Below are 24,472 nucleotides of genomic sequence, written 5' to 3' on the forward strand. Positions count from 1 at the left end.
GTGGGGGTTTTTATTTATCAACCGCTAACTGGTAGCATTTCTGTAGGATCAATTCATGGATTGCCCCTACAGTCCCATAAGCACAGCTTCAAACAAAAATAGTATGATTGCTGAGTATTAGAAAGAAAATCTTGCTTCTCTAGTATCTTATTACAACAAATCTAATACTCAGCATTGCTTAGTTTAAGCGATCGTCCGCGCCAACAATACCGGACAAGTGGCATTGACTCGAACATAGTCAGACAAGGAAGATCCGATGAGTCGATCTATATCAACAAAACTCTTAGCAATAGATGGACGACGATCTGGAGAACCGAGCAATAATAAGTCTATATTCAACTCTTCTGCTAACCGACAGATTTCTTCACCAGGTTTACCACTGCTGATATAAGCACGAGATTGGATACCTTGTTTTTGAGCTTCTGCAACTGCGGCTGCTAAAACTGGATTTTTATCTGAGTTAACCTCGGTTATTTCCGATTTTTTACCACCTAAATCTGTACTTATATTTGCCAAAATTAACTGACCACCCTGAATATCTCGCAGTAAAAACAGTGCCAATTTCAAGCAGTTTTTTGCAGAATCAGAGTTGTCTATTGCCACCATAATGCGCTTAATTCTTTTAACATAAATGTCATCTTTTACCAGCAACATGGGGCGAGAAGACAGCTGGAAAACATACTGACTAACTGAGTTCGATAAAATCGATTGCAGCCGCTTCAGTCCGCGTGAACCCATAACAATCAAGTCAGCATCGATTTCATCAGCTACTTGGCAAACTACATCTTTGGGGTCGCCTTCGCGCAAAATTGAAGAAACCTGACTAGGATCTAAGTTCAAAGTTTGAATGGCATTAGCCAGAATTTTACCACCATTTTCCCATTTAGCTGTCATGGTAGCAGCAGTATTTTGTGCCTGAACAACATGTAAAATTGTAACTTTCGCAGATTCAATTGAAGGGATTTCTCTCAGGGTTTTGAGCATTTCTTCTGCGTGTCCCAATCCCGATACAGTCAGCAAAATTTTGTTTATCATCTTACCTAATTGTTTTTAAGTTTACTTTTGTTTTCGCTTTTAGTACTTGGCTCAGGTCTGATTTTTACCTTTTTACTCGATAATCTAGTTAGTAAGTTGGCACAAGAAACTTTGTTTTTTAGTATTTAAAACTTACAAAAATGGCAAAGTACAAAATACTCAACAAATATTTAAGTTTGTTTGTACCTAGTTACTTACAATTCTCAACTAGACTTCAATTGTTAAGCATACTCTCAATTTAGCCTGAGTAACTTAATAAAATATGATGTTAGTTATCATTGTTAATCTATGTTCACTTTTTTTAATTAGAAGTTAGTTAAGTCTTGCAAAGAAATTCCCAAATAACTTTTTATAAGAATTGATTTACTATATCGCTTAATAAGCGATCGCTATCGGTTTGAATATTCTAAAGTCATATTTAATACTATAAAGACCTCTCCCTGGTGTGACTACGCAAAACCGTCCCTCTCCGAGTCGGAGAGGGAGAGACTTGAACTTTTGTTGAAGTCAGGAAGAGGTTGATCGAACTCACGTTAACTTAGCTGCGCTCCTGGTTGTCCGTTTTGGACTACAAACGAAGCTAAGGTTTTAACAGAGGCATTCAAGTCAACGATGCTTGATACAACGCGGTAGTCAGTTTGCCAGCGTTGTGGAGTAAGGTTGCAACGGACGTATCCCCGGTAAGCACCGTCAAAGAACTTAGTATGGGGATTGTTGGGTAGAGCAGCTTGAACTGGAGCAATAAATGCTGTGGGAAAGTCAGAGGTAATTGAGGTTCCGACAAACTCAGTGCCGACTGTGGCTGAGTTGGGGTTATTAAAATCCAGCTTCAGGTCGTGTACCCAACTAGAATGGATATCTCCGGTAATCACTACTGGATTAGAAGGTTGGCGCTGGTTGAGAAAACTCAAGAGCCGATTACGTGCAGCCACGTAGCCGTCCCACTGATCCACATTGAAGACACCTGAACCAGGACTACTATTAAAATTGTACTGGCCAAGCATCGTCTGTTGAGCAATCACATTCCAGCGCGATCGCGACTGATCTAACCCTTTTCGTAGCCACTGCTCTTGTTCTGAGCCCGTCATAGTAGCATTTGGATCAAAAGCTTCTGGGCAGCGAGGCTTCAGTCCATCATTACAAGGTTGGTTAGTGCGGTACTGTCTGGTATCTAGGACGTTGAACTCAGCTAAATTACCGAAAGTCAACCGCCGATAAAGCAGTGCGTCTGGGCCTTTAGGCAAGGAAGACTGACGGAGGGGCATGTGTTCGTAGTAAGCCTGGTAAGCACTAGCTCGGCGTTTCCTAAAAGTCTCTTCGCTTTGGTTATCTTCGGGAATTAAGTTGGCGTAGTTATTGTCAACTTCATGATCGTCCCAAGTGACAATCCAGGGAAAAGCAGCATGAGCAGCTTGGAGACTCTGGTCTGTTCTGTACAGGGCGTAGCGATCGCGGTAGTCTGCAAGAGTGATGATTTCTGGACTATTGTGCTGGCGTGGGCCACCAGATTGTGGCCCATATTCGTAAATGTAATCACCTAGATGAACTACAAGGTCGAGGTTTTCTTCAGCCAAATGGCGATAAGCCGTGTAGTAGCCATTTTGCCAGTCTTGACAGGAGACAAAAGCAAAGTTTAGTTGTTGAGTATAGCTATAAAATGCTGGTGCTGTGCGAGTCCGTCCAATGGGGCTAACTTCCCTACCCGCTTGAAATTGATACCAGTACCAACGGTCAGGGTCTAGCCCACGCACATCAACGTGGACTGAGTGCGCTAACTCTGGTGTTGCCAGCACTGTTCCTCTCCGCACAACCCGTTTCATATTTTCATCAAGGGCAATTTGCCACCGCACTGGCACATTTACCACTGGCATTCCACCTCCAGAAAGTGGATTTGGAGCCAGCCGCGTCCAAATAACAACACCATCCGGCAAAGGATCGCCAGAGGCAACACCAAGATTGAACGGATAGCTAGAAAACCTTGAGCTAGCCAATACCGGATGCCACTGGCTAGCAATTGTTAACCCAGTTAAGAATCCTGCACCCAACAAAAAACTCCGCCGTCTACACCGATTTGCTAGCAGTCCGCCATCCATAAGTTCCATATTCACCTCTACCCAGATGTAAATACAGTTGGCAAACTTTAGGAGAGTCAGTTGTGAAAAGCACAAATAATAGCTTGATTCAACTTGTCTCCTAATCGCTGCTCAACCAAACACAAGGAACCTAGCAACCTCGGATCAAGCAGAAATTAAGATTTTGTTAAGTCTAAGATTGGATTGGGACATTAGATATTTAGACCTCAACTAAGCAGCACTGCTGCTATCGGCTACTTTTATCAAACCGTTTTCTAATTACGAATTATTTAAAACCTGCCATTTCCCTGAACAATGTGCTTAACGGTGGTCAAGGTTTCTAAGCTGATAAATCCTCGACGATGGCCTTTTTGGTTAGACATACCGAGAAACACTGAATCTCCCCGCGAGGGGTTGCGGGAAAAACGCGGGGAAGTATTGATGTAGGTAGAGGCGCTGTTAACTCCTAAAGCAAACTGCCGACTTTCTTGGTAAGATTCAGTAACGATGGAGTCGGCATGACCACTACTGTGTTCATTAATCCAAGCGATCGCACTTTCTAAGCTATCCACCAGTTTAAAAGCTACCGTCTTTGTTAAATAAGGATTTCCCCATTCCCCCTCCTTCACCAGCTGCAACTGGGGAAAAGCTTGTACTAGTTCTGCATCCCCTCTAATTTCAAAGCCTTTTTCCATCAAGCTGTTCCACAGAACTGCTAAGGATGATGGCAAGGCTTGACGATGAATGAGTACCTTTTCAATCGCATTGACTTGATCGGGTTCGCTTTGATGGCTATCAAGAATCATCCAGCGCACCATTTCTAAGCTGGAATTTAGCGACCAGTAGAGATAACAGTTACCCATCGCGGACTTTAAGACTGGGCAAGTTGACTGTCGTACTACCTGCTGTACCAAGCTAGAACGTCCGTAGGGAATAACTAGATTCACGTACTGGTCTTGGGTGACTAAATCCCGAATTGAAGCACCATGTTCGGCTGTGATTAGCTCTACACAGCCTAAAGGTAGACCAACTTCTGCGATCGCATTTTGCAGTGCCTCAGCGATGGCAGCGTTGGAATGGCTAGCTTCAGTACTGCCTTTGAGAATTATACTATTGCCAGTTTTAATACAAAAACCTGCTGCGATCGCCCCTAAATCGGGAAAGGCTTCATAAATAAATCCAATCACTCCCAAAGGCATTAACTGGGTGTAACTCTGGGAATCTTCCAGTTGATAATCAGCCGTTCTAACGCGCCTTAGCGGATCTGATAATTCCCCTAACCGTTGTAAAACGTCTACTGTCATCTCTAGCCTTGTGGGAGTCAGCTTCAGCCAGTCTAATATCAACTCTGGCACTGCCATTTCTCGACTAGCTTCTAAATCCAACGTGTTGGCTTCTAGAATGTCGTCAAATGAGCGCTCAAGAGCTTGTGCCATCGCCAATACTGCACGACTTCGGTCTGCTCCCTTTGTGATCCCTAACTTTAGGGAAGCTTGATAGGCTCGTTGGGCACTAGTAATCGGTTCGGGGTGGTCATCTAAAACTTCAACACTCATTGAGTTAACGTCTGTAGGTAAGCCAGACCATTAATGCTGGCAGAATAGCTAATAGCACCGCCACCATTGCCCAAGCAATAATGCTGGAACCATTTGCTAATCGCAGTGCTAATGGCAGCCATATAATCACTAGCACGAAAATAATGCCAAGTGCTATAGGCAGATAGCTTTCTCCCAAGCGGGGATGGACAACGTGCCAACTATTTCCCATCCAACGCCAAGCCCGCTTGTAGGGATAGGTGGTAGAAAGTTGTTCTAGGACATGACCATTATCTTCTACGACAAAGATTTGCTGACAGCGATCGCAACCAAATGCTTCTGTCAACGTAATCGGAATTAACTGACCCCGGCGACGACAGGGACAGGGGTATTCAGCATTGAAATCTATTTTTTCGGGTTTTTGAGATTGCACAAGCGTTCTAGTAACTTGAGCGTGTTTTACACGAACTACGACAATATAATCCTTTGGTAAATGCAATAGAAGCTTCTGCTACTATAGATTGCTCTCTTTATATACATGTACTGACAATACAAATATCGCCATGATTGCAAACAGTAGATGCAGCAGACTCTAAGTATCCTAATTTTCATATCAGTACGGGGTTTTTTATTTGTAATATTTCCCCGAAGCTGACAATCTTATTTAAAATTTCCTTCTACTAGATAAAATCTAGACAAAGCTAGATGATATTATTTGACATTTCAAAGGGAGCATAGGAGCGGTTATCCCTTAATGTCGAGACACGATTTAGCTATCCGTGCATAAGTTTTAAAATGTTTAGATGTATATAACACTTCGGCTACGCTCAGTGTGAAATCTTAGTCAGCACACTGCTGACATTTATGACATACATCAACCTGTTTTAAGAGACTAATACCCGTGAATTCCCCCATAGTTTAAACAAGTTTTACTAGATGGGTAAAATCTATCCACAAATAAACAGTTTCACCATATCTAAATTACTTTATATTCTACTATCTATGAAATTCATCAAAATTATGAACGATTCACAGGAATACAGCGCGAATCGCCAAAGACTTCAATGCACCCTAAAAATACTAAACCTCTTGAAGTTAAAACTATCAAGAGGTTTTAGTTGGAAGCGGGTGACGCGATTCGAACGCGCGACATTCACCTTGGCAAGGTGACGCTCTACCACTGAGCTACACCCGCAATCAATTGCCATATATCAATATCTCAAATTTATCTCTGATTGTCAACCCCTTTATTTATTAATTTGTCATTAGTCATTGGTCATTGGCATTGGTCATTAAGTGAATAACAGACAAAGGACAACAGACAAATGACTAATGACATACCCTAGCCGAGTTCTTCTGACTCCGCCGTTAAATTGCCAATGCTGGCACTTTGAAAAGAGGCTGGCAAAGCCTGGCTGTTACGAGAATATGGTTCTGCTAGGTTAGAACGCAATTGCCGCATCAGGCTTGCCATTTCTAGGGCGTTTAGGGCATAATCCCAGCCATGATTACCTTTGATACCTGCCCGTTCTAAGGCTTGCTGCATAGTATCTACTGTCAAAATGCCAAAAATTACTGGCACTCCAGTTTGAAAGCTAGCGGCGGCAATACCTTTAGAAACTTCGGCGGATACATAATCAAAATGGGGTGTTTGCCCGCGAATGACTGCACCTAGACAAATTACAGCATCATAACGATGGGAAAGTGCTAGTTGGCGAGCTACTAAAGGTACCTCAAAACTTCCTGGAACCCAAACATAGTCCACCTGATTACCTTGGGGGTTAGGATCTACACCGTGGCGTTTCAAGCAATCTTGACATCCCTCTAGCAGCTTTCCGGTAACAAGGTCATTAAATCGACCAATCACCACTGCAAACCGCAAAGGCTCAGTTTGGGTAAAAGTTCCCTCGAAAACTGCCATGACTGCCTCTTAATCAACTATAGTTCTGGTCAATATACATTTCTTATTTAAATGTAGAGGAGCAGGAAAGCAAGGTCATAAAAAAGGAAATCGGAAAAAACTTCTCCTTTTTTCCTTTGGTCTTTGACCTTGGCTTTTCTGCCCCTCTAGTTCTTATATTATGTGCCTGAGCCAGAGCAAAGCCGTCGTCTACACGACAAAAAAGTTTAACAAACCAACTAAAAATACCAAAGCAATCCAGACGGCAGAACCAACCCAGAGCAGTTTTTTAGATTCAACCCAATTTTGGGGAGTAGCGTAAGCAACCGGAACGCCTACAACCAAGACAAAGGACAATAGGACTAGACCGATCAAGGCAAATTGGAATATTATGGTCATTTTTGCTTCTCCCAATACAGCGAAATACTAAGGATAGAATATCCTAAAGGGCGACACTGACACTTTCTTATTATTTTTAAGCTAGCAGAAATTGCAACATTTTAGTCATTTGTCCTTCATCTAAGTACCGATGACTAATGACTCTTAACTATGGATTTAATTCTTTGCCACACAACCGCAGATTTTGACGCACTAGGTGCAGCAGTAGGGTTAACGCGCCTACTACCGGGAAGTAAGATTGTGCTGACTGGCGGTTCTCATCCTCCTGTGCGGGACTTTTTAGCATTGCATCGGGATGAATATTCGCTAATTGAACGCCGTTCGGTGAATCCTGAAAAAATTCGTTCTCTGACTGTGGTGGATACGCAACAGCGCGATCGCTTGGGTAAAGCTGCTGAGTGGTTAGATTTACCCCATCTTGGGGAAATTATAGTTTATGACCATCACTTAGGACAAGAATCAGATATTCCTGCCACGCGATCGCATATTTCCTCAGTAGGAGCCGCTACAACTTTAATTGTGGAGCAATTGCAACAACAGGAAATTTCCTTGACTTCTGCCGAAGCTACAGTGATGGCTTTGGGTATCCACGTTGATACTGGCTCCTTGACCTTTGAGCAGTCGACACCACGGGATGCCTTAGCTTTGGCTTGGTTGATGCAACAAGGTGCTAGTTTATCGGTAATTTCTACCTACCGTGACCCTGGCTTGTCTTTGCAATTGCAGCAGCTATTAACTGAGGCGTTGGAAAATCTAGAATATCTTTGTCTGCATGGATATACAGTTGCTTGGGTAACTCTGAAAACAGATAGTTTTGTGCCAGGGCTATCGAGTTTGGCTTCAGAACTCGTGGAATTAACCGAAATTGATGCCATTCTGTTGGCTAATGAGTATCCTTTGAGTGAAAATGACTCACGTTTAACAATAATTGGGCGATCGCAAATTCCCAAAACAAATCTTAATCTATTATTCCAACTCTTGGGCGGCGGCGGTCATTCAAAAGCCGCATCACTAAATCTAAGAGGAGTGGATTCACAAGCAATATTAAAACAACTCCTTGATGGAGTAAAAGCACAAATTCCCCACCCCCTCACTGCGAGGGATTTGATGTCCTCTCCTGTCCGCACGATTCTGCCTGAAACCACAATTGCCGAAGCCCAGCGTATTTTATTACGCTATGGACACTCTGGTTTATCTGTAGTCGATGCCCAAGGGCAGCTAGTAGGTATTATTTCGCGCCGGGATCTTGATATCGCTTTGCACCACGGATTTAGCCATGCGCCAGTCAAAGGCTACATGACCACGAATCTGAAAACAATTACACCAGATACGACACTGCCACAAATTGAGTCGCTGATGGTGACTTATGATATTGGACGCTTGCCAGTCTTGGAAAATGGGCAGTTAGTTGGTCTTGTCACTCGTACTGATGTTTTACGCGAATTACATCAAGAAAGGGATGAAGACGGAGGAGGGGAAGAGGTACAGAGGGGGAAAAGTAATATTAATCTCCCGCAATTGCAAAATAAACTTGCTCCTCAATTATGGCAATTGCTCACCATCGCATCGCAAGAAGCAGAAAAACGGGGTTGGCATCTTTATCTAGTTGGGGGTGCAGTGCGAGATTTGCTGTTAGCTAAGACAGCAGGTAGCTTGATGATTAAAGATATTGACCTAGTAGTTGATGGCTTTCACAAATCAGCAGATGTTGGTGCTGGTGTGGAACTAGCAAAAGCCCTCCAACAACTTTACCCTGCGGCTCGTTTAGAAATCCACGGGGCTTTTCAAACTGCTGCTTTGTTGTGGCACAAAGACCCAGAATTAGATTCTCTGTGGGTAGATATTGCCACCGCTAGGACAGAATTTTATCCTTACCCAGCTGCGAATCCAGAAGTTGAGGCGAGTTCGATTCGTCAAGACTTGTATCGTCGAGATTTTACTATTAATGCGATCGCTTTGCGGCTCACTTCCCCTCGTTCCGGTGAGTTACTCGATTTTTTTGGCGGTTTACTCGATTTACAAGCCAAGCAAATTCGGGTTTTATACGCCAACAGCTTTATCGAAGATCCCACCCGCATTTATCGCGGCGTGCGCTTTGCTGTGCGCTTCGGATTTGAAATTGAACCACAGACTGAAGAGTTTATCCGCTATGCCATCAACAGTGGTGTTTACGATCGCACTTCCCAAGAGAATACCAAAACTCCAGCCCTGCAAACTCGACTCAAAACAGAATTAAAACACATCCTAGAAGCGCCCTACTGGAAATCAGCTTTGCAGTTACTCGATAACTTAGGGGCGTTGCAATGTATCCATCCTACCCTCAAGCTAGATGGGTCACTCCTACGGCAATTACGTTTGTTAGAACGCTGTTTGCGGCGATTTGATGCTGAACAAACTCTCATTCACTGGCAAATGCGTCTAGAAGCATTAATCGCCCACCTAGCACCTGAATATCGGGTGAAAGTAGCAAAAAATCTGCAATTGCAAGAGGATAGCATTCTGAGGTTGAAGAACTTAGTCCAAAGCTTTAGTCAAGTAATAGAATGTTTACCCACTTTGCAACGCCCCAGTCAAATAGTACAGTTGTTGCGACAATATGATTTACCAATACTGATTTTAATTGCTTTGCAAAGTCCGCGATCGCTTAGACATCAAATTTGGGAATATTTAACTGTTTGGGCTAATGTGCAGCCATTATTGAATGGCAATGATTTAAAGAAACTTGGTTACAAACCAGGACCACTGTATCGGCAAATATTAGATGATGTAGTTGCTGCTACCTTAGATGGAGTCATTAAAGATAGGACTGAAGCTGAGGAGTTTTTAGCACAACACTATCCTAATTGAAATAGCTCTGGTCTAAATTGTATCTGGATCGATATTTAACTCCCGCAGTTTTGCTGCTAAACGTTCAGCCTTTTGTTCGGCTTGTTCTGCTTGTTGTTGTGACTGTTCAGCCTTTTGTTCAGCTTGTTCTGCCGTTTCTTCCGGTGTTGCTACTAGTTGCCCATCTCGCGTAAAAAACCGTAATAAACCTTCATAAACTCCCAAATATAACCCTAGCTGATGACTCCACAAATGTCCTTGTTCACTTGCTTGTAGAGGTTGATATTCTCCATCTACTAAATGAAATCCCGCAAATTCTTGTGTATAAGGGTCAAACCAAAAATAATCGGGTGTACGGAAGGTATCTTGATAAATTGTTTTCTTTAAACCTTTATCAGTATTAGTTGTTGAGTTAGACAAAATTTCTAGAATTACATTCGGATATTTACCATCTTCTTCCCAGACTACCCAACTTTTGCGGGTTTTACGTTCAGTTCCCAGCACAACAAAAAAGTCTGGCCCCCGGAAGTATTCCGATTTGCGTTGGCGCGGACTGTAGTAAATAGTTAGATTTCCCGCCGCATAGAAATCATTTCTATCTCGCCACAACCATTCCAGACATGTTAATAGTAGGATTATTTGCCGTAAATGCAGTTCGCTTTCCAAGGGAGGCTCATCACTATATAAATCGCCAGGGGGAAATATAACATCTTGGCGGATGCCTTTTTGATCGTCTAATTCTTGAGCTATGGTCATAGAATGGATACGGCATCAAGTATTTATGAATTTATTTTAACAGTCTTGTAGTTAGCGATCGCGCGTACCTAATCGCTTATTTTTAGGGTACAGGTAAATTGTCCAATTCAGGCTTTATCATCTCAGAACCAATTTCATAAAGATGAATATCTTACCTCTGCGTTCTCTGCGCCTCTGCGGTTAAGAATCTTTATTTACCACTGAAAACGAGCGATCGCTACTTTTCCGAGATACCTTTATGCTACATTGTAGTCAATATCAGAACCTCATCAAAACTCCAACGAGATAGCTGAAATGAAGTAGTACCAAACACCTGTTGCGCCAAAGCAACGAATGTCAACGAAGAATAAATGCAACTAGTTTGACAGGGTTACTTCACATAGCCATGTACTAAAGATATTGTCATCACTCCTATCTAAATTTAACTGCTTGGCAAGTGTCTACGGCTAATTTTTTTGTGTCTAATATACCCGTAATTGTTATGAACATGCGGGTGGAAGTTTGCGAATTGAGGTTTGAAAATAATGCAGAAAAAATCAATCTTATTAGCTGAGAATTTAGCCTACGAACTCAGTTTAGCTCAAACTTTGTTTCAAAAAATACAAGTGAGTATCGAGGCCGGCGATCGCATTGCTTTAGTCGGTCGCAACGGAGTAGGAAAATCAACCCTATTAAAGATACTTGCAGATCAAATCAAACCCAGCGTCGGTTCTGTTTGGTCTAATGGTGTTGTCTACTGTTTGCCACAAATCAGCGCTATCAGACAAGAGATTACAGCAGATACAGTACTTGATTTTTTGATTTCCATCTCAGATGAATGGTGGAAGATTGAGGAGATTTTGCAAACACAATTCGATACAAATATTAATCTTTATCTACCAATTACTAACTTGAGTGGTGGAGAACTGACAAAACTATTTATAGCAATCGGATTATCTCAACAGCCCAATTTGCTGTTGCTAGATGAGCCAACTAACCACATGGATTTGCAAGCTTTAGAAAACTTAAGACAATTTCTGCAAAATTTCACTGGTGCGTTTGTAATTGTCTCACATAAACCTTTTTTTTTAGACCAAGTTACAGATGTTACTTGGGAACTCACACCTGATGCTTTGAAAGTATATGGAGGAAATTTTTCTCAATATCGAGAACAGAAACAAATCGAACTAGAAGCAGCATTGCGATCGCACGAAATCGCCAGAAAGGAACTAAAACGTACCCAAACCACAGCTATACAAGAACAGCAACGCGCAGCTCAATCTAGCTGCAACGGTCGCGCCAAGTTTCTTAATGGCAGTATTGATAGAATGGCAGCAGGACTAATTAAAAGCAAAGCTGAAGTGTCTACTGGAACTGCGAAAAAGAAACACGAAGCAGCAGTAGCAAAGGCTAATGAAAAGGTTGCAGAGACGAAAATCAAAACTACGAAAGTCACAAGTATTCAACTAGAGGAAAAAAATCAAAAGCGCCGAAATCTAATTAATATCCAGGGTGCAAATCTTAGGGTATCAGAACGTCTATTGATTCAAAATATTCAATTGCATGTATCATCTAGCGATCGCATAGCCATTGTCGGCGCAAATGGTTCTGGTAAATCGAGTCTGGTAAAGGCTATTTTAGGAATGGAAAACCAAACAATAGTTTTGGACTCAGGTGAGGTTTTGCTTGCACCAGCAATGAAAGCTGTATATCTCGATCAAACATACGAATTGGTAAATCGACAATACACAATTCTGGAAAATATGCAAGCGGCCAATCCTAGTCTCAGCTATCAGCTTTTGCGTCAACAGTTGGGACACTTTCTCTTTAAATATGATGACGTTCAAAAAAGCGCCTCTGTCCTGAGCGGGGGTGAATTGGCAAGATTAGCGCTCGCTATGATCGGTATCTCAGAAATCGATCTGTTGATTCTCGATGAGCCAACTAATAACCTAGATATTGAAACCGTTGAACAAATGGTAGTAGGTATCAATGACTATCAAGGAGCTATTTGGGTCATTTCCCATGATTTCGATTTTCTCAGTCAGATTAACATTACTCAAAGTTTCAACTTAAAAGAGCAAGCCTTGCAAATTACAACTTATTTACCCAATACACCAGAACAATATTATCAAGAGTTAGTGAAATGTCATGATATATGTTATTCCCGATCGGTGTAGCTGTCGCTTGTATGTCTGTCAACTCCGCGAATGATTGAATTGGCATATATTTCTAACTCTAAATCTCTAACTCTCCAGTAGAAGCCGTAAAGCATACAGGCAAGTTATAATTCTCTTGCGGATCAACGTAACAAAAATTTATGAGTAACCCACTAGTACAAGCCTTTTTCGTAGGCAGAGCAGTAGCCGAAGTAGTTAATGAGCGTTTAGAGGTCGCCTTGACCGATGCTTTGAGCGATCTGGGCAAATTTGATGCAGAAGCTAGAGAGCAGTTGCGCCAGTTTACAGAAGAAGTCCTAGAGCGGGCAAATCGGTCAGCAGAAGCAGCTAATTCTGGTCAAGCTACTACAGGTAGTGGACAAACCAATTCTGATTCAGGTGACTTGCAAGCAGATATTGATGAATTACGAGCAGAAATTGCCTTGTTACGCACAGAATTGCAACATTATCGCAGAACTTCTGCGTAAATTTTAGTCATTGGTCATTGGTCATTGGTCATTGGTCGAAAATTACTCACAAATGACAAATGACAAATGACACTTATGAAAAAACAGTTTAGGAATCAGAGTGTCTTCTTTTTCAAGTGATTCGGTTGCAAACCAACGGTACACAAAAGGATATGGAACAAGGTTATTCAGATAAGGCATACCGTTGGAATCGGGAAAAATACTCTAGCAGACGGCGTTTTGTGGACATTTGGTCTTTTGTCTTGACCTTATTGTTCAAACTTTGGCTATACAACAAATCTTGGAGTTATCCGGGTGGCGTGACTGAGGTAAAGCAAACTGCAAGACGCAAAACCCAAGCGGTCTGGATTCGCAATACTCTGCTGGATTTAGGCCCAACCTTCATCAAAGTTGGGCAACTGTTTTCCACTCGTGCTGATATCTTCCCTGGTGAATATGTAGAAGAACTAGCCAAATTACAAGACAAAGTACCGGCATTTAGCTATGAGCAAGTAGAAGCGACCATTGAAAAAGAATTAGGCAAAAAAATTCCTGAACTCTTCGATAATTTTGAACCAATTCCCTTAGCTGCTGCTAGCTTGGGGCAAGTACACAAAGCTGTGCTGCATAGTGGGGAATCGGTTGTTGTTAAGGTGCAACGTCCTGGATTAAAGAAGTTATTTGAAATAGATTTACAAATTCTCAAGGGAATTACTCGCTACTTTCAAAACCATCCTAAATGGGGACGTGGAAGAGATTGGTTAGGTATTTATGAAGAATGTTGTCGCATTCTTTGGGAAGAAATTGATTATCTTAACGAAGGTCGTAACGCCGATACTTTTCGCCGGAATTTTCGCGGCTACGATTGGGTGAACGTCCCAAGAGTATATTGGCGTTATGCCAGTTCCAGGGTGCTGACTTTAGAATATCTCCCTGGAATTAAAATTAGCCAATACGAAGCTTTAGAAGCAGCCGGTTTGGATCGAAAGGCGATCGCTCGTCAAGGCGCTCAAGCTTACTTACTACAGTTACTCAATAGTGGTTTTTTCCACGCCGATCCTCACCCAGGCAATATTGCTATTAGTGCAAGTGGGGCTTTAATATTCTACGATTTCGGCATGATGGGGCGGATTAAATCCAACGTGCGCGAGGGACTGATGCAAACACTGTTTGGCATCGCTCAAAAAGATGGCGATCGCGTTGTGCAGTCTCTGATCGATTTAGGCGCGATCGCCCCAACCGATGATATGGGCCCAGTGCGGCGTTCCGTCCAGTACATGCTAGATCATTTCATGGATAAGCCCTTTGAAAATCAGTCGGTGGCGGCAATCAGTGACGACCTTTATGAAATAGCTTATAATCAGCCATTTAGATTTCCAGCAACCTTCACTTTTGTGATGCGAGCCTTTTCTACCCTGGAAGGAGTAGGCAAAGGTTTAGATCCAGAGTTTAACTTTATGGAAGTTGCCAAACCTTATGCAATGCAGCTTATGACCGATATGAATGGTTCTGAGGGAAATACCTTTATAAATGAATTAAGTCGTCAAGCAGCTCAGGTAAGTAGTACTGCTTTTGGTCTACCACGTAGATTAGAGGATACGCTAGAAAAGCTAGAACGGGGAGATATGCGCCTCCGCGTTCGGTCTATAGAAACAGAACGGCTATTGCGGCGGCAAAGCAGTATTCAGCTCTCAATGAGCTATGCTCTGTTAATTACTGGTTTCACACTTTCAGCTACGATTTTAGTGGTTAGTAATTATGTATTGTGGGCACTAGTGCCTGGTTTAATTGCACTAGGGATTTCAGTGATTCTGATCAGACTACTTTTGCGCCTTGACCGTTACGATCGTATGTATTAATTGTTGCAAAAAAAATTATGAAACTTAATTTCACGGGTTTTAGCGATCCGGGACTTATTCGTTCTAATAATCAGGATGCTTACTATGTCGACCCAGAAGGGCGGTTTTTTGTTGTTGCCGATGGAATGGGTGGCCATGCTGGAGGTGAAGAAGCAAGTCGTATAGCCACTGAAGAAATTCAGGCGTATTTGCTGGCAAATTGGGAATCTTCTAAATCTTCTCAAGAATTGCTAGAGCAAGCTTTGTGGGGTGCCAATGAAGCGATTTTGCAAGATCAGCAAAATCATCCCGAACGTGCCGATATGGGCACAACAGTTGTAGCAGTAATTTTTCGTGCCCCAGAGTCGCCCTGGTGCGCTCATGTTGGTGATTCGCGGCTGTATCGCTTCCGAGAGTCGCACTTAGAACAGGTAACAGAAGACCACACTTGGGTAGCACGGGCAATCAAAATCGGTGACATAACTTTAGATGAAGCGCGATCGCATCCTTTTCGTCATGTATTATCGCGCTGTTTGGGACGTGAAGACTTGCATCAGATTGATGTGCAACCACTAGATGTAAAAGCTGGCGATCGCTTACTGTTATGTAGTGATGGTCTCACAGAAGAACTTGTTGAACAGAAGATTACTAGCTGCCTCCAAAATGCTCCTTGGCTTGATAAAGCCGCCATCTCTCTAATTGAGGCTGCTAAGGAGCATGGAGGGCACGATAACATCACAGTTGTCATCGTCTCACTAGAATAAATAGTCATTGGTCATTAATCGATGCTTAGTAACCTTAAATAAAGGACAACTGGCAAATGACAAATAACAATTCTGGTAGATATACTCAGCAATTTGTTCAGTGTGAGCATTTTTAGTTTTTACAATTTGATACAAATATTTTTAGCCTCCAAAGTCACCTAATGAGGCTGAATTTGCATCAAATTGATAAATTGACATCTTGCACATAATAAGGTAAAGCGACTATAATTCACGCTTATTACCATTCATTCCCCAACCTCCTTAAAGTCCTAGCTTCCCAAGCTTCCTCCATATTTATTTGTGGAGATAGAGTATCTTATATTTTTCTCAAACAGGAAAACGTATAGGACTCAGGACAAAATCTGCTTATCTCCTCAAAAGAGATTCAGTGCAAAGCAGAAACGGTTGAGAGGTAGTTATATCTACACTTCGTTCAAACAGAGCTTATTTTCCGGAATACAGCTCGGCTGACTTGGGTAGTATATCAGCAGGATTAGGTGCAAGATATCATATCAAAAAAAATCCACACTTAGGATGTGGGCAACGTGTCAAACAATTGTTATCTTTCTTAATACGGAGGAACAAATGGTGGACACATACAAGTCCAATTATTATCCCATTTGGACTTCTGCAAGCGATATCACCTTTATGCGTTTTTTTTCGGAGTTAACTATGAACCAACCAATGAAACTATCCTTGGAACAGCAATTCAGCATCTGTTCATTTGCCACTCAAGTACAGAATATGAGCCACGATCAAGCTAAAGACTTTTTAGTAAAGCTATATGAGCAAATGGTAGTGCGCGAGGCAACTTATCAGGAGCTTCTTAAGCACCAGTGGGGCTTAGATTCCGGTTCCACTATGGCATAGAGTCGTTCTACTGTCGCAGTGGACGACCTCCTTCTCTTGCTTGGTTCCAAGGAGGAAAAGAGCTGGGGATGTCGGGGCGTCAACTTCGATAAACAATTCCAAAAGAGCAGCGCAACAATTCAATTCACAAAATTAACTAACAACTAGTAAACTTTTCGAAGGCACATCTGCTGGAATCTAGACATAAATTTAGCTTTACAGACTAAACTTACTGCTCACTTGAGCAAAATTTTTTACTGTCTCTTTTGTCTAGTCTGAAAATTACACCTGCGTAAATTTACAATTTCCTACAATATGTATACAAGAATATTCAGAGAGAATTTAGACAGACCTGATTTGGCAGCTTGTGATTTCACTCTTTATACATATAACTAGAACTTACATCTTTATATATATTTTGTTTATAAAAGTTTACATTGTTTGAGTTAGCAACCCTTAACTACATGTATTACATATAATATTAAGAAATTATTCTTAGCTGGAAAGATCGTATGGAGAATCTGTATCAATGCTTTCCAGTTTTGCCAGAATTTGAGGCTTAATTTTTTCGTACTCGCTTTTGAGTAAGCTTTTACTCATTTGCGGGTCGGCAGTAGACATCAATGTGTTGCTCATTGCGACCCACTCTTGCAGTCGTTGACGTTGGGCAGAAGCGACACTGGAAGGCAAGATGTGGGTACAGCGATTTGGTGTTTCTCGTGCAAAAAACAACAGACGGTAGTAACCTGTGTGCTGTAATAACCGGGTAATTTCTTGACCAAGACTGGTTTTAAGATCGAGGTAGTAAGGTAACCATTTTGCACCATGCTTGCGGTTGTAGATGACAGTAATCCATAGCAACATGGGATGGGGAATAGAGATGAAAAGAAATTGGTTATAACGGGTACACAGTAAGCGCTTCTGAATTTCTTCTTGCGGTAGCATCACCCATAGCGCTGGTAAAACCTCCCCATTGCTGTGAATGGACTGAGGAAATACAATGTCGGCAATTGGTTTATTTTGGGGCCAGGAAATAGCGCGAGCGATTTCATCATTAGACAATGATGCCCGCAAATCGGCTTTAGTCTTCTGTTCAAGCTCAGGACTAGCCGTAGTAGCAGGAATTAGGGCATGGCTATCTTGCTTAACTTTGCGTGTATGCTCAGGTTTTTCTAGAGATGCTAGAACTCTCAGGATTTCAGTGATACTTTGGGGGCGATCGCGTGCTAGCTTCGCTAGACAACTCATCACCAAATTTTCGATTTCTTTTGGTAGTTCTAACCCAGGTGCAACCTCAGTAAAAGAACGTGGTTTTTGATAGTGATGTGTTTTATACCATGCTCCAAAAGAATGGGTTTGTGCCACCAGTGGCATTTTGCCTGTGAGCATCTCAAACATCATTACACCCAAACTATAAATATCAGCACGGTTGTCTAATTCCTTACCCTCCATCTGTTCGGGAGAAGAATAAGCCAATGTCCCCAAATAGAATTTTGTATGGTCGCCATCCGACTGTAATAACTTAGCAATACCAAAATCTAAAACCTTGACCAATTCTCCGAAACTGGGATCTTGAATTACCAGCATATTGCTTGGCTTGACATCCCGATGGATAATTGGGCAAATTGTGCCCTCAACTGGGATGCCATCATGAGCGCACTGTAACCCCAGACTGAGTTGACGCGCCATACTCAGAAATCTTGGTAAGGGCAGTCGTTGCTTACGAATAATATTGTTTAGGCTTTGTCCTTGTAGATATTCCATGACGTAGAACGGCGTGTTATTGTCATCTACGCCATAGTCCATAACTCGGACAATGTGGATACTTTTTTGCCCTAGTAAAGCACAGGTTTTTGCTTCTCGCTCAAAGCGGTCTTGCAATCGCATCTTTTCATTTTGAATTGATAGAGCGAGAAACTTAACCGCAACAGGTACACCTCCCAACAAAGTATCTTTAGCACGATAAACTCGACCCATTGCTCCAGTACCGATTAACTCCTGGAGTTGGTAGCGTTTGCTGAGTAAGCGACCAATGTTGGGGTCTGACATAGAGAATTTGAATCCAAAAGCAGGTTGTAAGTGTTTAGGAGAAAAAGTGCATTCAAACTGATATCTGAATTATTGCGCCCAGAAATCACTTTCTAGATTCGTACCATAAGCCAGAAAAAGAAGTCAAAAAGCAAAAAGCTTATAGGCTATGGGACGATTTCCAATCGTTGCTCTATCTACACAGTTCTGTGATAGTACACTGGGGTGGAAATTTGCCTACCTTTAACAAGAGGATTTTGCACAAGTCTTGTTAATTAAGATAGTAAGTAGATTTACGCAGTGTTATACTAGCTTTTTATAGCCCACTTTTATAAGATTGCAGCCATCCTCTGGTAGTTGGCAACCGAGATGGTAATTACAGCTGGTGCAACATGCCAGAGCAAACAAGCAGAAAGAGTAGATAATAACGCTTCATATTATTTTGCACTTTAATTGTGTTGTAGTTTTAGTTTGCCCAATTTTGAGTAAATAGATAACTCTAGGATCTGCCAAAAACCTTAATTAGGAGCTACCACACTCACTACAGAGTTATGATAACTGAGTGATGAGCCAGGGTTTTGAATATCAATAAAGACATCAGGGAACGAGATGAGAGCTTCCTGTCTAGCTTTTATCAGCTCCAAGCTCTTGTGTCTTGTAAAAAGTACTCTAGTTTATTAGGATTTATAATTGTGATTTTTAGTGGTCAATGACTCACTACTAAAGTTTTACTCGACTAACACTTTCCTACTACCTCCAGCAAAACTTTCCTCTGCCTTTGTTTTGTTAATTAGGGATAATAACAGATGCTTATTGCTTGACCAGGTTTTTAACCTTCAGACTTGTTCTACATAAAAATGTATTATTAATTCATGAAATTGTGATAGTATTAATTGACGGGTTTTCGTTTTTTCTGTAGGTTATAAGACATATCAAAAACTAATTTATTACCCATTACGTAGTATTGCATTCGACGTTTGATAATATTGTTCAACCGGGAAATTAAAAAAGCAAAAAAATGCGGATTTTCCCTGATTTCTCTCAATGCTGTTAACCATTGTCTTTGCTTTACAGGCACTACAACTTTAAAGTAAGCTAGATGTTTTTTATAGGATGCAAGATTATAAGATAAAGCAAGCATTAAATCTGGATTGTTTTTCACAACTTCTTGTTGCATGAAAGAATTAGTAGCTATGCAGTATTGATTTAGGCGTGATAATATGCTTTGACGTACAAGAGAAATAGGGCGTGAGCGGTAAAAATAATAGGGTTCTGGCACAATGAAAAAGCGAGCGCCATTGATTAGGCATTTCACATCAAGCCAAAAATCTTCAGCTATGCTCACAGTTTCATCGTACAGAATGCCGTGCTTAACCAAAAATTCTCGTCTGAATATAGGCTTGCTTAAACCAAAAGGCAACACTGGTTCTCCATAAACACCACTCTTTACAAGAGAAATGAGATCAATTTGGAGAGTTTCATCTATACATTCTCCACTTTCTTGAATAAATGTACTCCAAGGAGATGTTGCGCCATCATGGATTAAATAGAGATCGTCAGCAATCATATCTGCATTTGTTTTCTCTGCCTGCAACAGAAGTTTTTCTAATCTTTCAGGAGTATACCAGTCATCTGAATCAAGAACAGCAACCCATTCTCCTTGGGCTGCTTTGATGGCACGATTACGTGCAGCAGAAACTCCAAGGTTTTGTTGATTAACTATTACTTTGAGGCGTTGGTCAGTAAAACTTTTAGCGACTTCTACAGTTTTATCACTTGAACCATCATCGACTATGATGACTTCAATATCACTGAGCGTTTGCTCTAAGGCTGACTGTATCGCCTTCGCAATATAAGCTTCAGTATTGTAAGCAGGAATAATGACCGATACTTTAGGATTCATAAAACTGAACTCCTGATTACACACTTAGGCAAAAATCTTAAGATTATGAAGATAAGTTTGATAACTTCTTTTTTACTATACAACTAAGTAGTCGGCAGGGCAAACGCATCTAAAATTACTCTTGATCGCAACCAACATTAAGAGGCAACGAAAAATAAGCATTTTTTCGTTTGGTTTAGTTTCTAAGAATCAAAGCGATGTCTAGGACGGGCTATGAAACTCTTTACGAGACGCTGTGCGTAGCTTGCTTCTTTTCAGGAGAACGAATACTCGCTATCGGTGTCGCTTAATTTTTTATCAATAAAGAAGTCTTAATGAGATTGCTTAAGCTTTATTGAGAATAAATTAGTTTTGTTGATATTATGCGTTGCCTTGAGTAAGTTGGTGAAAATAAACTTGAACATTGCCAAACCAGTACGTTGCTAGAGTTGTTTAGACAATATGGCTTCAGCTTACAGGTTAGACTCACAGCAGCGAGGAACATTGCTCTTAGGTTGATTGACGCTCTAGGCTAACTTCCATTGTGTTAGTTAAAAAATGACCAGCCAAGATACCACTACTTAGGTAATATCTATCTTCGGAAATCCGGTGTAGAGTTTCAAAGCCACTACGACGCTGACGATCGCCTATTACCCAGTAACGCTGCACAATAGTATCTAGACCAATCCAGCCTTCACCTTCAACCTGCCCCAAAATATTATGTTGTAGTAAAAAAGTATACTGACGCTCTCCCTCATGCAGTCGTCCTTTGTATTGTAGAGAGATTTCTGAGCGATCACTACCAGGAAATATCAGCTTTGTAGCCATAGTGAACCAGTTATCTCGATTCCAAGCTACCAAGGTCATACCCTTGACGCTGATTGGCATACCATTTCGTTCCAGCCAATTTCCTTGCATTGCCCAGCGTCCTGGTTCCAATAAAAAAGTATGAGCCACCTTATATATTCCCTGTCTTGATCGAGTACCGCCAAGATTACAGTTATAGCAGTGCTGTTAGCGTTAGTGGGGCGTTTAGCCCGTTACGTTAGCGATAGAGGGGCGTTTAGTCCGTGCTGAGTGAATATATGAAGAAATTTTTTATTGTTCCTGTTTCAGAACTTAGGACTGACTTTGGTGAATTTCTCCCAAAAGCACTTCTCGAGGTGCCCCAGTAGCAGTAGGTAGATTGCCAGGAATGCCCAAATGTCGCCAGTAGCCTAAAACTGCAAAAGCGATCGCTTCTTTAAAATCTGCATTTAACCCAACTTCATCTGTAGCCAATACTGGGATTGATGTCAACAATAATTCTAATCGACGTTTCAAATAGAGATTGCGACTACCACCACCACATAATAGTACCCGTTGTGGCATTTCTGGCAGAAAAGTGCGGTAACTATGAACAATTGAAGCAGCTGTCAGTTCCGTTAGAGTTGCCAGTATATCAGCAGCATTGAGTTGGTATTCTTGAGCATCTTTTAAAGACTGATGTAGATAAGTCACACCAAATAACTCTCGACCAGTAGATTTAGGCGGTGGCAAATGAAAGTAATCTTGGTTGAGCCATTGTTCTACCAAAGGATGGCAAGGAGTACCACTTGCTGCCCAATTGCCATTTTCATCGTAAGTTTTAGCACCAGCGCTTAAATGCTCCACTGCCAGATCCAACAGACTATTTCCTGGGCCAGTATCCCAAGCGCGAATTTTTGAGAGCCAATCGCCATGCCGAGGCGGAATATAAGCTACATTACCAATGCCACCAATGTTTTGAATACAGCGCCCTTCTTCAGGATGACTGAGCAAATAGGCATCTACTCTGGGCACGAGAGGCGCACCATGACCACCAATAGCAATATCAGCAACGCGGAAGTTGCTCACAGTTGTAATGCCTGTAAGATAGGCAATTAATTCGCCCCGCCCTAGTTGGAGACTATAACCCAAACGAGTGCTAAGTGCTGAATGAGGAGTGAGCATTTCTCTCCCTCTGCTCCTCTGCTCCCCTGCTCCTTCTTTGGGTGGTCGATGATAAACTGTCTGACCGTGAGAGCCAATGAGAGTAGCTGGCTGATGACCAATTTGAATATTTTGGGCGGCTTGGGCGAAGACTTGGGCGATCGCATCATCTATTTCTGCCAATTCTTCCATTGAGATGGCAACGCCTGCACCAACCGCCAGTATTTTTTCTCTGAGTTCAGATGGATAAGGATATGTTTTCCCGGCTAGTAACTCAACTTTAAGATCCAATTCTGTACCGGAAATCTCTATCAACACAGCATCTATGCCATCTACAGATGTGCCACTAATTAAACCGATAACGCGAGTAGAGACAGCAGCTTTTTCAGTCGGATGCATTGTTCAAGATTCTTTTTTTGATTGCAAGAGGTAGTTTAATTCATGCTACTACCCATGTCAAAAGAAGTAAGGTGGCATAGTTGATTGGAAAAAGACGAATTTTGGCAAAAAGGCTGAGAGGCAGTCGATAGCTAACCGTCAAAGAACGTCGTATTGCCTTGAAGTAAAAATATTAATTTTGAAATTACAGCAATTCCAGAGTTATGAAATGTATTAGAACTATCTAGATGTATTGCGAAAATTGATGTAGTCGGTTCTCATAAAAACATTATGAAGTTAATCACACAGCAAAATGCAGATTATGTAATTACCTTAAAGAAGAACCAAGGTAATCTTGATTGTGAGGTCAAAAAACTATTCAGCAAAGGCATAAGCACGGAGTTTCAAGTGTTATGTATAGCAAAATGCCTCATATCTTCTTAATCTCAAACCCTAAAAATATAAACCGCCTGCGAATCAAAAAATGGCACTTTTTATAAATAAAGCTTGTTTACAATTTTGCACTGATAACTTCGCATCTTCTACATAAAGCTATAGACATCGCACAACATAATATCAGTGATTATCCTCTAAATGAAATCCAAGAACCTGCATTTCCATCTGGGTATAGTCAAATCAAAAAAGTAGTAATCCCTCTGATGTTGGAATCTAGAAGTACATCACATAATGAGGCTATGAACACGAAAGATTAAAAAATAAAAGGGATTGTAAAATGAAAAATCTTTTAATTAAGTCCGCGATCGCTTCTGGTGTTGTTTTGTCCTTAGCTACTGTTAGTCGTCCTGTAATGGCTGCGTCTTTTGCGGTATCAATAGAAAATGCAGGCGTACAAAATGCACAATTATCAAATCTTGTTAATGCCCATGTAGACACTTTTGATTCAGAAACACAAGGCTACAGTGCAACAGGATTTCAATGGAATGACGGAACAAAAAATATTGGTAGCTATCAAAATACTCTGGTCATGAATGCAGAGCAATATGGTGGTGCTGGTGGAACAGGCAAGTATTTTGATGTAGACACGAATAGATCGGGTAATGGTCAAAAAGTTTCCACCCTTAATTTGGCAACCCCACAAAGTTACTTTGGTTTTTGGTGGTCGGCAGGAGATAGTAGCAATGTACTTACATTTCTTTCACAAGGTCAGGTTGTCTATTCTATGACCACCGCTGACGTGGTTAACTATATCGCAAAACTACCAAATAAAACCAGCTACTACGGTAATCCTAATTCGACATTCAAAAACCAGGATTCTGGAGAACCCTTTGCATTCATCAACTTCTACGATGTTGGTGGAACTTTTGATCAAGTTCAATTCACCAATATTGGTGGAACTGGTTTTGAATCAGATAATCACACTGTCGCTACTGGCTACAATAGTATCAACGGTAATATAGTGACTACAGCAGTTCCTGAGTCTTCTTCTCTATTAGGAGTTTTTGCGATTGGTTTTGTGGGTGCTGCTTCAGTTATGACTCGTCGAGTCAAGAAAAAGTCAGTTTTGCAATTATCATAAGTCTAGTGGCGTGCAAACAAGACAATTTCTAGCTCACATTAAGTATCTTCTGCACTTCTGATGATAATTAAGAGAATGTCACTCTCAAGCGATCGCCACTTTAATAGCACTGCTTTAA

General features: G+C 41.4%; 18 protein-coding genes and 1 tRNA gene. 7 read left to right on the top strand and 12 right to left on the bottom strand.

The genetic code is table 11. The features are described 5' to 3' along the window. Positions 1-183: 183 nt before the first annotated feature. The 7 genes from NPUN_RS01435 to psbZ form a co-directional block, all read right to left on the bottom strand. A complete protein-coding gene (locus NPUN_RS01435) occupies positions 184-1,035 on the bottom strand; it encodes a universal stress protein (protein WP_012407090.1) in 852 nt (283 codons plus the stop codon). Between the two features lie 533 nt (positions 1,036-1,568). Then, positions 1,569-3,137, bottom strand: coding sequence for an alkaline phosphatase D family protein (locus NPUN_RS01440; RefSeq protein WP_012407091.1), 1,569 nt, complete (start codon positions 3,135-3,137; stop codon positions 1,569-1,571). A 260-nt stretch (positions 3,138-3,397) separates the two neighbouring features. Then, positions 3,398-4,663 carry a glutamate-5-semialdehyde dehydrogenase gene (locus NPUN_RS01445; protein ID WP_012407092.1) on the bottom strand — a complete coding sequence of 422 codons (1,266 nt, stop codon included), beginning with the start codon at positions 4,661-4,663 and terminating at the stop codon, positions 3,398-3,400. Positions 4,664-4,667: 4 nt separating this feature from the next. Next, positions 4,668-5,075 carry a hypothetical protein gene (locus tag NPUN_RS01450; protein ID WP_041565838.1) on the bottom strand — a complete coding sequence of 136 codons (408 nt, stop codon included), beginning with the start codon at positions 5,073-5,075 and terminating at the stop codon, positions 4,668-4,670. A gap of 690 nt (positions 5,076-5,765) precedes the next feature. Further along, a tRNA-Gly gene (locus NPUN_RS01455) sits at positions 5,766-5,837 on the bottom strand. Positions 5,838-5,984: 147 nt separating this feature from the next. Continuing rightward, positions 5,985-6,563: a 6,7-dimethyl-8-ribityllumazine synthase gene (gene ribH / locus NPUN_RS01460; RefSeq protein WP_012407094.1), complete on the bottom strand. Its 579-nt coding sequence runs from the start codon at positions 6,561-6,563 to the stop codon at positions 5,985-5,987. 189 nt (positions 6,564-6,752) lie between these two features. Continuing rightward, complete coding sequence (gene psbZ, locus NPUN_RS01465; protein ID WP_012407095.1) at positions 6,753-6,941, bottom strand: photosystem II reaction center protein PsbZ; 189 nt, start codon at positions 6,939-6,941, stop codon at positions 6,753-6,755. Between the two features lie 150 nt (positions 6,942-7,091). Between psbZ and NPUN_RS01470 the strand changes: the two genes are divergently transcribed. Continuing rightward, positions 7,092-9,788, top strand: coding sequence for a CBS domain-containing protein (locus NPUN_RS01470; RefSeq protein WP_012407096.1), 2,697 nt, complete (start codon positions 7,092-7,094; stop codon positions 9,786-9,788). Between the two features lie 12 nt (positions 9,789-9,800). On the opposite strand, the gene NPUN_RS01475 is transcribed toward NPUN_RS01470, so the two are convergent. Continuing rightward, positions 9,801-10,523 carry a Uma2 family endonuclease gene (locus NPUN_RS01475; protein WP_012407097.1) on the bottom strand — a complete coding sequence of 241 codons (723 nt, stop codon included), beginning with the start codon at positions 10,521-10,523 and terminating at the stop codon, positions 9,801-9,803. Between the two features lie 524 nt (positions 10,524-11,047). On the opposite strand from NPUN_RS01475, the gene abc-f reads away from it, so the two are divergent. The 5 genes from abc-f to NPUN_RS01500 all read left to right on the top strand — a co-directional run bounded on the left by abc-f (position 11,048) and on the right by NPUN_RS01500 (position 16,600). Next, positions 11,048-12,682: a ribosomal protection-like ABC-F family protein gene (abc-f, locus tag NPUN_RS38495; RefSeq protein ID WP_012407098.1), complete on the top strand. Its 1,635-nt coding sequence runs from the start codon at positions 11,048-11,050 to the stop codon at positions 12,680-12,682. Positions 12,683-12,822: 140 nt separating this feature from the next. Next, complete coding sequence (locus tag NPUN_RS01485; RefSeq protein WP_012407099.1) at positions 12,823-13,149, top strand: DUF6825 family protein; 327 nt, start codon at positions 12,823-12,825, stop codon at positions 13,147-13,149. Between the two features lie 152 nt (positions 13,150-13,301). Then, positions 13,302-14,987 carry an ABC1 kinase family protein gene (locus NPUN_RS01490; protein ID WP_041565840.1) on the top strand — a complete coding sequence of 562 codons (1,686 nt, stop codon included), beginning with the start codon at positions 13,302-13,304 and terminating at the stop codon, positions 14,985-14,987. 17 nt (positions 14,988-15,004) lie between these two features. Continuing rightward, on the top strand, positions 15,005-15,730 hold the full coding sequence (locus tag NPUN_RS01495; protein ID WP_012407101.1) for a Stp1/IreP family PP2C-type Ser/Thr phosphatase: 726 nt from the start codon (positions 15,005-15,007) through the stop codon (positions 15,728-15,730). Positions 15,731-16,402: 672 nt separating this feature from the next. Beyond that, on the top strand, positions 16,403-16,600 hold the full coding sequence (locus NPUN_RS01500; RefSeq protein WP_041565841.1) for an NblA/ycf18 family protein: 198 nt from the start codon (positions 16,403-16,405) through the stop codon (positions 16,598-16,600). Positions 16,601-17,074: 474 nt separating this feature from the next. Here NPUN_RS01500 and NPUN_RS01505 read toward each other — a convergent pair whose 3' ends face one another. The 4 genes from NPUN_RS01505 to NPUN_RS01520 form a co-directional block, all read right to left on the bottom strand. Beyond that, positions 17,075-18,628, bottom strand: a complete 1,554-nt coding sequence (locus tag NPUN_RS01505) for a serine/threonine-protein kinase (RefSeq protein WP_012407103.1) — start codon at positions 18,626-18,628, stop codon at positions 17,075-17,077. Between the two features lie 868 nt (positions 18,629-19,496). Continuing rightward, the gene (locus tag NPUN_RS01510) at positions 19,497-20,510 is read right to left on the bottom strand and encodes a glycosyltransferase family 2 protein (RefSeq protein ID WP_012407104.1); all 1,014 of its coding nucleotides are present in this window, start codon (positions 20,508-20,510) and stop codon (positions 19,497-19,499) included. 489 nt (positions 20,511-20,999) lie between these two features. Then, positions 21,000-21,446: a hypothetical protein gene (locus NPUN_RS01515; protein ID WP_012407105.1), complete on the bottom strand. Its 447-nt coding sequence runs from the start codon at positions 21,444-21,446 to the stop codon at positions 21,000-21,002. Positions 21,447-21,608: 162 nt separating this feature from the next. Further along, positions 21,609-22,838 carry an anhydro-N-acetylmuramic acid kinase gene (locus NPUN_RS01520; protein ID WP_012407106.1) on the bottom strand — a complete coding sequence of 410 codons (1,230 nt, stop codon included), beginning with the start codon at positions 22,836-22,838 and terminating at the stop codon, positions 21,609-21,611. 712 nt (positions 22,839-23,550) lie between these two features. On the opposite strand from NPUN_RS01520, the gene NPUN_RS37275 reads away from it, so the two are divergent. Then, positions 23,551-24,354 carry an Npun_F0296 family exosortase-dependent surface protein gene (locus NPUN_RS37275; protein WP_012407107.1) on the top strand — a complete coding sequence of 268 codons (804 nt, stop codon included), beginning with the start codon at positions 23,551-23,553 and terminating at the stop codon, positions 24,352-24,354. Positions 24,355-24,472 lie beyond the last annotated feature (118 nt).

It is taken from the genome of Nostoc punctiforme PCC 73102, assembly GCF_000020025.1.
GTDB lineage: Bacteria > Cyanobacteriota > Cyanobacteriia > Cyanobacteriales > Nostocaceae > Nostoc > Nostoc punctiforme.

Bases quoted from the DNA above. Each gene is read 5' to 3' on its own strand.
- NPUN_RS01510 (WP_012407104.1), bottom strand. From the start codon at position 20,510: ATGAATCCTAAAGTATCGGTCATTATTCCTGCTTACAATACTGAAGCT.
- NPUN_RS01505 (WP_012407103.1), bottom strand. From the start codon at position 18,628: ATGTCAGACCCCAACATTGGTCGCTTACTCAGCAAACGCTACCAACTC.
- NPUN_RS01495 (WP_012407101.1), top strand. From the start codon at position 15,005: ATGAAACTTAATTTCACGGGTTTTAGCGATCCGGGACTTATTCGTTCT.
- NPUN_RS01485 (WP_012407099.1), top strand. From the start codon at position 12,823: ATGAGTAACCCACTAGTACAAGCCTTTTTCGTAGGCAGAGCAGTAGCC.
- NPUN_RS01470 (WP_012407096.1), top strand. From the start codon at position 7,092: ATGGATTTAATTCTTTGCCACACAACCGCAGATTTTGACGCACTAGGT.
- NPUN_RS01445 (WP_012407092.1), bottom strand. From the start codon at position 4,663: ATGAGTGTTGAAGTTTTAGATGACCACCCCGAACCGATTACTAGTGCC.
- psbZ (WP_012407095.1), bottom strand. From the start codon at position 6,941: ATGACCATAATATTCCAATTTGCCTTGATCGGTCTAGTCCTATTGTCC.
- NPUN_RS01475 (WP_012407097.1), bottom strand. From the start codon at position 10,523: ATGACCATAGCTCAAGAATTAGACGATCAAAAAGGCATCCGCCAAGAT.
- NPUN_RS37275 (WP_012407107.1), top strand. From the start codon at position 23,551: ATGAAAAATCTTTTAATTAAGTCCGCGATCGCTTCTGGTGTTGTTTTG.
- NPUN_RS01490 (WP_041565840.1), top strand. From the start codon at position 13,302: ATGGAACAAGGTTATTCAGATAAGGCATACCGTTGGAATCGGGAAAAA.
- NPUN_RS01500 (WP_041565841.1), top strand. From the start codon at position 16,403: ATGAACCAACCAATGAAACTATCCTTGGAACAGCAATTCAGCATCTGT.
- ribH (WP_012407094.1), bottom strand. From the start codon at position 6,563: ATGGCAGTTTTCGAGGGAACTTTTACCCAAACTGAGCCTTTGCGGTTT.
- NPUN_RS01440 (WP_012407091.1), bottom strand. From the start codon at position 3,137: ATGGAACTTATGGATGGCGGACTGCTAGCAAATCGGTGTAGACGGCGG.
- abc-f (WP_012407098.1), top strand. From the start codon at position 11,048: ATGCAGAAAAAATCAATCTTATTAGCTGAGAATTTAGCCTACGAACTC.
- NPUN_RS01435 (WP_012407090.1), bottom strand. From the start codon at position 1,035: ATGATAAACAAAATTTTGCTGACTGTATCGGGATTGGGACACGCAGAA.
- NPUN_RS01520 (WP_012407106.1), bottom strand. From the start codon at position 22,838: ATGCATCCGACTGAAAAAGCTGCTGTCTCTACTCGCGTTATCGGTTTA.